At 63.9% G+C, this 8,976-nt stretch carries 11 protein-coding genes; 4 read left to right on the forward strand and 7 right to left on the reverse strand.

Going from position 1 to position 8,976, the window contains the following annotated elements; all coding sequences use genetic code 11:
• Nucleotides 1-60: 60 nt before the first annotated feature.
• The gene (locus tag OCW50_RS03745; RefSeq protein ID WP_262269510.1) at nucleotides 61-294 is read right to left on the reverse strand and encodes a hypothetical protein; all 234 of its coding nucleotides are present in this window, start codon (nucleotides 292-294) and stop codon (nucleotides 61-63) included.
• On the opposite strand from OCW50_RS03745, the gene OCW50_RS03750 reads away from it, so the two are divergent.
• The gene (locus tag OCW50_RS03750) at nucleotides 286-876 is read left to right on the forward strand and encodes a helix-turn-helix transcriptional regulator (protein WP_262296697.1); all 591 of its coding nucleotides are present in this window, start codon (nucleotides 286-288) and stop codon (nucleotides 874-876) included. The two genes, OCW50_RS03745 and OCW50_RS03750, sit on opposite strands and share 9 nt — an antisense overlap.
• Here the strand turns inward: OCW50_RS03750 and OCW50_RS03755 are convergent.
• The 5 genes from OCW50_RS03755 to OCW50_RS03775 form a co-directional block, all read right to left on the reverse strand.
• Complete coding sequence (locus OCW50_RS03755) at nucleotides 780-1,613, reverse strand: inositol monophosphatase family protein (RefSeq protein WP_262269509.1); 834 nt, start codon at nucleotides 1,611-1,613, stop codon at nucleotides 780-782. The genes OCW50_RS03750 and OCW50_RS03755 overlap by 97 nt on opposite strands.
• 36 nt (nucleotides 1,614-1,649) lie before the next feature.
• Nucleotides 1,650-2,486: an aldo/keto reductase gene (locus OCW50_RS03760; protein WP_262296490.1), complete on the reverse strand. Its 837-nt coding sequence runs from the start codon at nucleotides 2,484-2,486 to the stop codon at nucleotides 1,650-1,652.
• Between the two features lie 103 nt (nucleotides 2,487-2,589).
• On the reverse strand, nucleotides 2,590-3,570 hold the full coding sequence (locus tag OCW50_RS03765) for a S1C family serine protease (protein ID WP_262269507.1): 981 nt from the start codon (nucleotides 3,568-3,570) through the stop codon (nucleotides 2,590-2,592).
• 175 nt (nucleotides 3,571-3,745) lie between these two features.
• Nucleotides 3,746-3,958 (reverse strand): hypothetical protein, encoded by a 213-nt coding sequence (locus OCW50_RS03770; protein WP_262269506.1) that lies wholly within the window; start codon nucleotides 3,956-3,958, stop codon nucleotides 3,746-3,748.
• Between the two features lie 269 nt (nucleotides 3,959-4,227).
• Nucleotides 4,228-5,562, reverse strand: a complete 1,335-nt coding sequence (locus OCW50_RS03775; RefSeq protein ID WP_262296491.1) for a globin-coupled sensor protein — start codon at nucleotides 5,560-5,562, stop codon at nucleotides 4,228-4,230.
• 242 nt (nucleotides 5,563-5,804) lie between these two features.
• Here OCW50_RS03775 and OCW50_RS03780 point away from each other — a divergent pair, with 242 nt between their 5' ends.
• Nucleotides 5,805-6,032, forward strand: a complete 228-nt coding sequence (locus OCW50_RS03780; protein ID WP_262269502.1) for a hypothetical protein — start codon at nucleotides 5,805-5,807, stop codon at nucleotides 6,030-6,032.
• 363 nt (nucleotides 6,033-6,395) lie between these two features.
• Nucleotides 6,396-6,722, forward strand: coding sequence for a hypothetical protein (locus tag OCW50_RS03785; RefSeq protein WP_262296492.1), 327 nt, complete (start codon nucleotides 6,396-6,398; stop codon nucleotides 6,720-6,722).
• A gap of 45 nt (nucleotides 6,723-6,767) precedes the next feature.
• Here OCW50_RS03785 and denD read toward each other — a convergent pair whose 3' ends face one another.
• A complete protein-coding gene (denD, locus tag OCW50_RS03790) occupies nucleotides 6,768-7,748 on the reverse strand; it encodes a D-erythronate dehydrogenase (RefSeq protein WP_262269500.1) in 981 nt (326 codons plus the stop codon).
• Between the two features lie 407 nt (nucleotides 7,749-8,155).
• On the opposite strand from denD, the gene OCW50_RS03795 reads away from it, so the two are divergent.
• A complete protein-coding gene (locus OCW50_RS03795) occupies nucleotides 8,156-8,920 on the forward strand; it encodes an SDR family oxidoreductase (protein ID WP_262269499.1) in 765 nt (254 codons plus the stop codon).
• Nucleotides 8,921-8,976: the final 56 nt, after the last annotated feature.

Consider the following 8,976-nt stretch of genomic DNA (forward strand, 5'->3'; position numbering starts at 1 on the left):
ACCGATGCTCTCATTCGAGAAGAAAGCATCGGATGGATCCCAAAAGTGCAAGTCCACTTTTCACGTCCGATGCTTTAGCATCGCGCGTCCCTGCGCCGTGCCCATGACGATCTCGCCGATTTCGAGCACTCTGCTCAGGACGGCATCGGGATCGTATGCCCGTCCCAGCTCGCCCCGCGATCCGGCCTGGCGCCTGCTGTCCGTCACGACGATATCGGCCTTAACCTCGCCCTGCTCTTCCAGCCCTACGCGGACGTCGTGCTCCACGATCTCGTGACCGAGACCGTGGTGCATCTCTCCAATCCGTTTTCCAAGCGGGAGCTCGGCGAGCCGTCGCTTCTGCACGAGATCGATTTCAAGCCGTCCGACATCATCATCGGGTCCTATGAGAAAGTGAACTGGGACGGCCGCCGCATCAAATCCGTCAGTGCCGTCCTGCGCACGAACGGCAAGTCCATCGGTATCCTGTGCATCAATATGGACGTCTCGCACTTTCATGCGGTCATGCAGACGCTGAATGCGCTCGTCGCCGTGCCGCAATCGCCCGGGAAGCCCGCCTCCCTGTTCAAGGAGGACTGGCATGACCGGATCAACGAGTATATCCAGTCATGGACCCGCGCACGCGGTCTCGCCGTCACCGAGATGAGCCGCGCACAGAAACAGCAGCTCGTCGCGGATCCGGCCGGCGATGGAGCGTTCGGCGGACGCAATGCGGCGGCCTATATCTCCCGCGTGCTCGGCCTCGGCCGCGCGACGGTCTACAACCATCTCAAGAAGGATCAGGCCCGAGGCGGAAGGAGCGCGTCGCGGATGGCCTGCCAGCTCTCCCTGTCCGGCGCGCTGATGAGACCGCCGCTGCGAGTCACGGGGCGGTAAGGCGAACCGTCGAAATGCGCCGTGTAGCCGCCGGCCTCGCGATGGATCAGCCATCCGGCCGCATGATCCCACGGCATCACGCTGGACGAGAACGAGAAGTGTAGGTAGCCGGCCGCAATCTGGCGGTAGGTGTGGGCCGCACACCGGAGATCGGCCGCCATCGCGACCTTCGGCAGGCTCCCCGTTACCGTGGGGCGAAGGTCTTCGGGCAGATAACGCCACGAGACGTTGCCCGCCATCTGTGACAAGGGCACTGGCGCGGCAACCTGAAGCGGGCTGCTGCTGCCGTCCGGGCGCTGAATCCACGCTCCTTCGCCGCGAACCGCCATGGACCAGTCGTCAGAGATCGGATCGAGGATCACGCCACCGACAATCTCGCCTTTCATGACCGCCGCCGCCATCACGCCGAAGAGCGGCAGGCCGGAGGCGAAATTCAAGGTGCCGTCGACGGGATCGAGAATGAACGCGAGGTCGGCGTTGCCGAGACCATCGAGCAGGCTCGCGTCGCGGCTCACTCCCTCCTCGCCGATGACCAGAGCTCCCGGGAAGCGGCGCAGGAGCTCGGCTTCGATGACGCGCTCGGCGGCCTCGTCGGCATCCGTCACGAGGTCGAGCTGGGAGGATTTGGTCCGGATGGAATCAGCCGACAGGTTTCGGAACCGCGGCAGGATCTCGGCCTGAGCCGTCGTCCTGAGGATGTGCGCGACGTCGAGTGCATCGGCTCGGGTGAAGGTCATGGGCGTCCGGTCTCCCTCTAGTTTCTCGGCAACCTGTCAGATCATCTCGAGTGGGCGCTTGCGCCGGGGCGGAGGAAATTCTGCGTCGATGGCTTCAAGATCCTCCGGACTGAGCCGGATCTCAAGCGCTCGATGATTGTCCCGCACATGATCGGCACGGGACGCCTTGGGGACCGCGATCACGTTCGGCTTTTGCAGAAGCCAGGCCAAGGCGATCTGGAACGGGCTTGCGCCGTAAGATTGCCCGATCGTCTGTAAAGCGCCCCCGCGAGGGAGCCTGCCCTGCTCGACCGGACTGTAGGCCATGAGCGGCATGCGGCGCTTGGCCATCCACGGAAGGAGGTCGAATTCCGGTCCACGCCGCGTGACGTTGTAGAGCACCTGGTTGGTCGCGCAGGTCTCGCCTCCCGGTGCCTGAAGCAGTTCCTCCATGTCATCCACATCGAAATTGCTGACGCCCCAATGGCGAATCTTGCCGGAGCGCCGGAGCTCCTCGAATCCGGCCACGGTCTCCTCCAGCGGCACACCCCCACGCCAATGCAGGAGGTAGAGATCCAGCCGGTCCGTCCGCAGACGCTTGAGACTCCGCTCGCACGCCTCGACGACGCCCTGTCGGCTCGCATTGTGGGGATAGACCTTGCTCACCAGGAAGAGGCGATCACGCTGGTCGGCAAGGGCCTCGGCCACGAGTTCCTCCGCGGCTCCTTCGCCGTACATTTCGGCGGTGTCGATCAGGGTCATGCCGAGTTCGACGCCGAGGCGGAGCGCTTCGACCTCCTCCCTCCGTCGGCCCGCATTCTCGGCCATATGCCACGTTCCCTGCCCGAGAGCCGGAACCGTCCCGCCGCCTGGCAGGGTTGCATTGAGGCTCATGTCGCAACCTCCTCGTCGGTTGTTGATAATCGGGACCGCACGAGCCGTAGCGGAAAACAATGTCGTCCGCAGTGCCTCGGCACGTGCGTCGACCCTTTGACGGCTACTGCAAACGGGGTCCCTTCATGAAGCGGCTCCGGTCGGCGGATCGTATCGTCACATCGAACCTGTCTCCTTCCCGCTCAAGGGTCAGGGGAACGTCGACGCCGGCAGCGCCAAGAGCCCAGATGGCGCGATAGAACTCGGCCAGCGATGTCACCGGCTGGCCTGCAACCGCATGGATCTGGTCTCCGGCCCGCAGGCCGGCCCGCTGTGCGGGCGCATCCCCGGCGAGGCCTATGATCATGATCTGATCGTCCTCCGCCTCGGCGACATAGAATCCGAGCCAGGGCCTTGGCTGGTGCCCGGTCCGACCATGGGTCAGAAGCTCGTCCAGAATTGGCTTCAGGAGATCGATGGGCACGCTCATGTTCAGAGGAACCACGGTGCCGCCGGAAGCCTGATGCTGGAGTTGCAGGGACCCGATGCCGATCAGGTCTCCCCGTGGACCGATCAACGCCGTTCCGCCCCAATTGGGGTGGGCCGGCGCGGTGAAGATGGCCGGATCGATCAGATATTCCCAGTAACCGGCAAACTCCTGACACGCGACGACCTGTGCGGCAAGCGAATGGCTCTGGCCTCCGCTGCCTCCCACGACGACCTGGTCACCGGGCTGCAAACGCCGGGAGTCTCCGAGGGTCAGGACCGGCACTCCCAGAGGCTCGAGCGCCTGCACCAGTCCGAAGCCGCTCTCGTAGTCGTAAGCGAGCACATGTGCCTGAACGACGCGACCCTTGTTGGTGGTGAGCCAGACTTCCTCCGCCTCGGCAATCAGGTACCCGATGGTGACGACCAAGCCGTCATCCCGGATGACGACGCCCTGCCCGGCCCGTTCCGTCCCAAGCGTTTCCGCCGTGAAGGCGTCGTCGGGCACCCGTGCCCTAAGGGAAACTACGGCGGCCAGGGCGTTCTTGAGATCATAGTCGAGGGTTCGCGGATCGGGCTGGTACTCAGGAGGGATTTCCCATTCGTCGGGTGATTGCATGAACAGCTCCTCAGGCTCCCTGCAGAGAGCCTGCACCCTTCAAAATGGCAGGAAACGCGGCGCCTTCAACAGGCCTCCCCCTTTTGACGCACAAAAACCGGACCTCGGCCAGCGGATCCGGCAACGATGGGCAGCCTCGGGACGAGCCCGACGCGATGAAGGCAGAGGGAGTGCGTTACGCCGCTTCGCGGGTTTCCACCACAGCCACGGTCCGGGCTTCGACCCAGATCTGCTCCTGCTTCTTGTCGAGAGTGCGCAGTGCATGCCGGGCATAAAGACGAAACTCGTGCTTGAGAACCCGCGACGCAGTTTCCCAAACCCCGGTCTCATGCCGAGCGACGAAGAATGCCCGAGCGATCTGCTCGATTTCCTGGTCTGTCTGATCCACCTGTGCCCCCACAGAAGCCCTGACGGCTCCGTCAACTGCACCGAAACGCACTTTCGGCTGCAACTGTCGGCAAGGTGTCTGATTTGCGGACTCGTGTCTGTACCCCAAAAGACACGATTCCGCCGCAAATGCGCATCGGCAGATCGTCCGCTATGGGCAGGGCAAAGGCTTCGCCGTCGGATCCGATCCGCTTCTTCAGGCGCGCTCTCAGTGTCCGCCTTGTCGAATGAAGACGGTCCGATCCGTCCTGCTCGGCATCACACCCCTGCTCAGGCGGCCCTCGCCGTCGCCAGGAACAGGTCGATATCCTGCCTCAGGCGGCGAAGCTGCTGATCCAGGGTCTGCTTCGCGCTCGAGACGTGCTGCGCCGCCGCTGCCGCGGATGCCGTCGATCCGGTCAGAGCTTCGATGCTGCGAACGACCGCATGCGTGTGATCGGTGGTCTGGCTGACGTTCACGGCAATGTCCGATGTGACCGCGGCCTGTTCCTCGACCGCGGCCGCGATGGCCGTAGCGATACCGCTCAGTTCCTCCATGATGCGGCCGATGTCGTCGATGTCGGATACGCTGCGCTGCGTCGCCTCCTGGATCGCCCCGATGCGGGAGCCGATCTCCGTGGTCGCCTTGGCGGTTTGGTTGGCGAGGGTCTTGACCTCCTGCGCGACGACCGCGAAGCCCTTGCCCATCTCTCCCGCGCGGGCCGCCTCGATCGTGGCGTTCAGGGCAAGCAGATTGGTCTGAGCCGCGATGCGCTCGATCAGGTCGACCACATCCCCGATCTGTCTTGCCTGCTCGGCCAAGCCGTTGACTGTCTCCTTCGTCCGCTGCGAGCTCTGCAGAGCATGGCGCGCGACGTCGGCCGACCGGCTCGCCTGCTGCCCGATCTCACGCACGGACGATGCCAGCTGCTCCGTTGCGGCGGCTCCCGACTGCATGTTCGACGCCGTCTGCTCGGCCGCCGTCGTGACCTGAACGGCGAGGCTGCTGGCACTTCCGGTTGCCTCGTCGAGAACCGTCGCGCTCTCGGACAGAGCGCCGCTCGCCTGGCCCGAGATATGGAGGCTCTCCTGCACGGCGTCCGAAAAGGCGGCGACGGCCTGCGACAGAACCTCGCCTTTCTTCTGGCGATCCTGGACGAAGGCATCCTGATACACGGAGATCGCGAAATCCATGTCCAGCATGACCGCTTGGTTCACCACGGTCAGCTTGCGCGCGAGCGCTGTTCCGTTGAAGCGGTGCTTTTTCGCCAACGCCCTCACCAGCTCGTTCATGATGAAGGCATAGCCGCCGATGTACCACCGAGGCTCAAGGCCGATCTTGTTGTGAATGAGCCCGATGCGCCGGATCCCCTCGACATAGGATGCGTCGAACCTGCCGCTGAATAGCCTGCTCCAGTGCTGCATTTGAGCGGACACCAGCCGGGATTGCTGGGTTCCGATCATCGTGGACAGGTGCGGCTGCCGATGCATATGGGCATAGAACAGTTCGAGGATCCGAGGCAGTTCGGACGAGATGTCCTTCCAGATGGAGGGGAGATCCTGACATACCCCTCCATCGATGCCCATGAACGCGAGCCGCTCTGCGAGCGATGAGTCATTTTGCACCGGACTTCCCCAAGATTCGACAATCGGCGAAATCTCTAGAGCGCCATGCTTGGCCGAAGCTGATCCCTCGCTCCGGCATCGGCCCGCAAGCTGCGTCAGTTTGTGCCTGTCCGGGCTGAAACCATTCCGTGAACCGAGCGTTAACCTTAGCGGTTCTGCGGGGCTTTGAGATGCTTGATAACATTGCAAACCATTCGGGTTCCTCCCATTCCGGTTCGCGGATGCTTCCGGCGAGGCACAATGTGCCGCCGCTTCCCCATGCGGTGCAGGAACATCTCGGTCAGATGCTGAGAGCCGACTATTATGAGAGGACGGAAAAGCCGCGTTACCTCGGCGATTCTGCGCTTCCGCTCGAATTCGACCCATATCTCTACCGACTCGAGCAGAAAGAGCGGGCTCTCAGGCTCATGAGGGCTCGGGAACAGGGCACGCGGGCGGTCGCCGACGCACTCTCGGGGCTCGAGTTCTAGAGCATCGGACGTGACCCAGAGGGCCGCGTCAGCGAAAAGTGGACCCACTTTTGGGTCTGATGCTCAGCCCTTTGAGGGGCGCACCGCTCGACGCGAAAAACCGGGCCCGCTTTTTCGCACGGTGCTCCACTCTTGGCTGGCGCACCGCTCGACGCGAAAAACCGGGTCCACTTTTTCGCACGGTGCGCTTGAGTGCATTCGCGGCGAGCGGAGTTCCTTGCATTCCCCGTCCCGCCTGACGGCAGGCGCCGATTCAGGTCGCGTTCAAGGTCCATGGCTCAGAAGAGCTGAACTCGAGGAAGAGCCTGGCCATCGTGCCGGTGCGTCCTGGAACTCCTCTCGCCGATGGATATGTCGAAGAGCATGGAACATGAAAGCGGAAGAGCCGTTCTGAGGCGGGCGTTCAGGCGGCTGGAGCAGGAGGTGCCGGGCAAGATCGCTCGCATTCTTCGCAGCCTCCGTCATCCGGACTCGCGCTGGGTGAGGATTCCCGCAGGGATCCTGCTCATCCTGGGGGGGATCTTCTCGATTCTGCCGTTTCTCGGCCTCTGGATGCTCCCTCTGGGCCTGCTCCTGATCGCATACGACATCCCCTTCCTGCAGAAGCCGGTCGGTCGCTTCACCCTCTGGGCGATCCAGAAATGGGCATCCTTCCGGCAATGGTTCTTCCCGCAGCCCCCGAGGGGCTGAGGCCGGTCGCGAGGACCGGCCAACCGGGTCGCGCGGGACTGCCGCTCACCTCGGAATGACGCCCCCAAGCTCATCCTCGATGTAGATGGAGATGATCTCGTCGAAACTGGATTCGGCGCGGAAACCGAGGGACTCGGCGCGGCGGGCATCGAAGCGGCGGGGCCAACCTTCGACGATCCGGATGACGGCGGGATCGGGTTCGTGACGGATCCTGGCGACGGCCTGATCCCCCGCGACGCGCCGGAGCGCATCGATCTGCTCGCCCACGGTCACCGACACGCTCGGCATGGTCAGGCTGCGGCGAGGGCCGATCTTCGACGTGTCCATGCTCGCCGCATGGATGAGGAAATTAACGGCCGATCGGGGCGAGGCATGGGCATGCCGGACATCTGTCGAGACCGGCAGGACCGCCTCCTGACCGTTGAGCGGCTCACGGATGATGCCCGAGAAGAAACCTGAAGCGGCCTTGTTCGGCTTGCCGGGGCGCACGCAGATCGTGGGGAGCCGGATTCCGACGCCGTCGAAGAACCCGCGTCGGGTGTAATCGGCCAGCAGCAATTCACCGATTGCCTTCTGCGCGCCGTAGCTCGTGAGCGGCGTCAGGAAGAACTCGTCCCCGATCGCATCCGGGAAGGGAGCGCCGAAGACCGCAATGGACGATGTGAAGACGAGCCGCGGTTTGTACCCGCCCCCGACGACCCGCACCGCATCGAACAGGTACCGGGTGCCGTCCAGATTGATCCGGTAGCCCTTGTCGAAATCGGCCTCGGCCTCGCCGGACACGATGGCCGCCAGATGAAAAATCACATCGGGGCGGCCGGCGACGAGCTTCTCCGCCTCTCCCGGCATGGAGAAATCCGACGTCATCGTCTCGACCGCGAAGGGAGCATCAGGACGCTCGGGCTCGACCACGTCGTGGAGGTCGAGATGCGTGATCGCCTCTCCCCCCAGCCGACCGTCCTTCACCAGGCGTTCCGTAAGCTTGCGGCCGACCATGCCGGCCGCTCCAAGAATGAGGATCCGCATCGATCAGCAATCCTTTCAGGTCATGCCCGGCGGCCACGAGGGACTTCCAGGTCGGGGATGTTGGCTGGCGCCGCCGCTCCGGGTCCGAGTTCGCTCAGCGCCGCTGGTTCGTTCAGACAGAATAGGTCATTTTTGCCGAACCTTGTCCAGTACCGCGTGCGTGGACGGCGGCACGAACGGGCGCCGGTCCACCGGCCCTGCTGGCCATGCCGCGTCCGGGCTTTCCGGCATGCACGCGACGGCTTGATTGACGGTCGCGTTCGGGCCTTTATGCGTGCGGCATGAAGATTTCGAACCCGGCCGATGGCGAAGTCGAGGCGGGCGCTGATCCGTTGAACGCTGTCGATCCAGGTCGCATTCTCTGACGAACGTGCCGGTTCAAGCGAGGGCCCGCGATGATGAGGAACATGGAGAATCTCTTCGATCTCTCAGGTCGTATCGCCCTGGTGACCGGATCGAGCGCCGGGATCGGCCGCGCACTCGCGAGCGGGCTCGGGCGAGCGGGAGCGCAGGTCGTTCTGAATGGGCGCCGGCCGGAGAAAGTCGCCGATGCGGCAAAGACGCTTCGGGACCAGGGCGCATCGGTGTTCGAGACGGTTTTCGATGTGACGGACCGTTCCGCCGTGATCGCGGCCGTCGACGACATCGAAGCCGGCATCGGACCCATCGACATCCTGATCAACAATGCGGGCATGCAGCGTCGCGGGCCGCTCGAGGACTACCCGGAGGAAGCTTGGCACCAATTGATGACGACGAATGTCGACAGCGTCTTCTACGTGAGCCAGGCGGTTGCCAGGCGGATGATTCCGCGCGGCCGGGGGAAAATCATCAACATCTGCTCGGTGCAGAGCGAACTCGGCCGGCCGTCGATCGCCCCCTACGCGGCGACGAAAGGCGCCGTCAAGATGCTGACGAAGGGGATGGCGATCGATTGGGGCAAGCACGGGATCCAGGTCAACGGCATCGGGCCGGGCTATTTCAAGACGGAGCTCAATCAGGCCCTGGTCGAGGACAAAGCCTTCTCCGAGTGGCTGATTGCCCGCACGCCCTCCCGACGCTGGGGAGAACTGGAGGACCTCGTCGGAGCGGCCGTGTTCCTGGCGTCGGACGCCTCCAACTTCGTCAATGGGCAGATCCTCTATGTGGATGGGGGCGTGACGGCCTCCCTCTGAACGGGCTCCGAAACCCGCCGTTAACGTTTGAGCCGTAGATCGCCATTGGCGGTTGC

The organism is Microvirga sesbaniae, assembly GCF_025460805.1.
Classification (GTDB): Bacteria; Pseudomonadota; Alphaproteobacteria; order Rhizobiales; family Beijerinckiaceae; genus Microvirga; species Microvirga sesbaniae.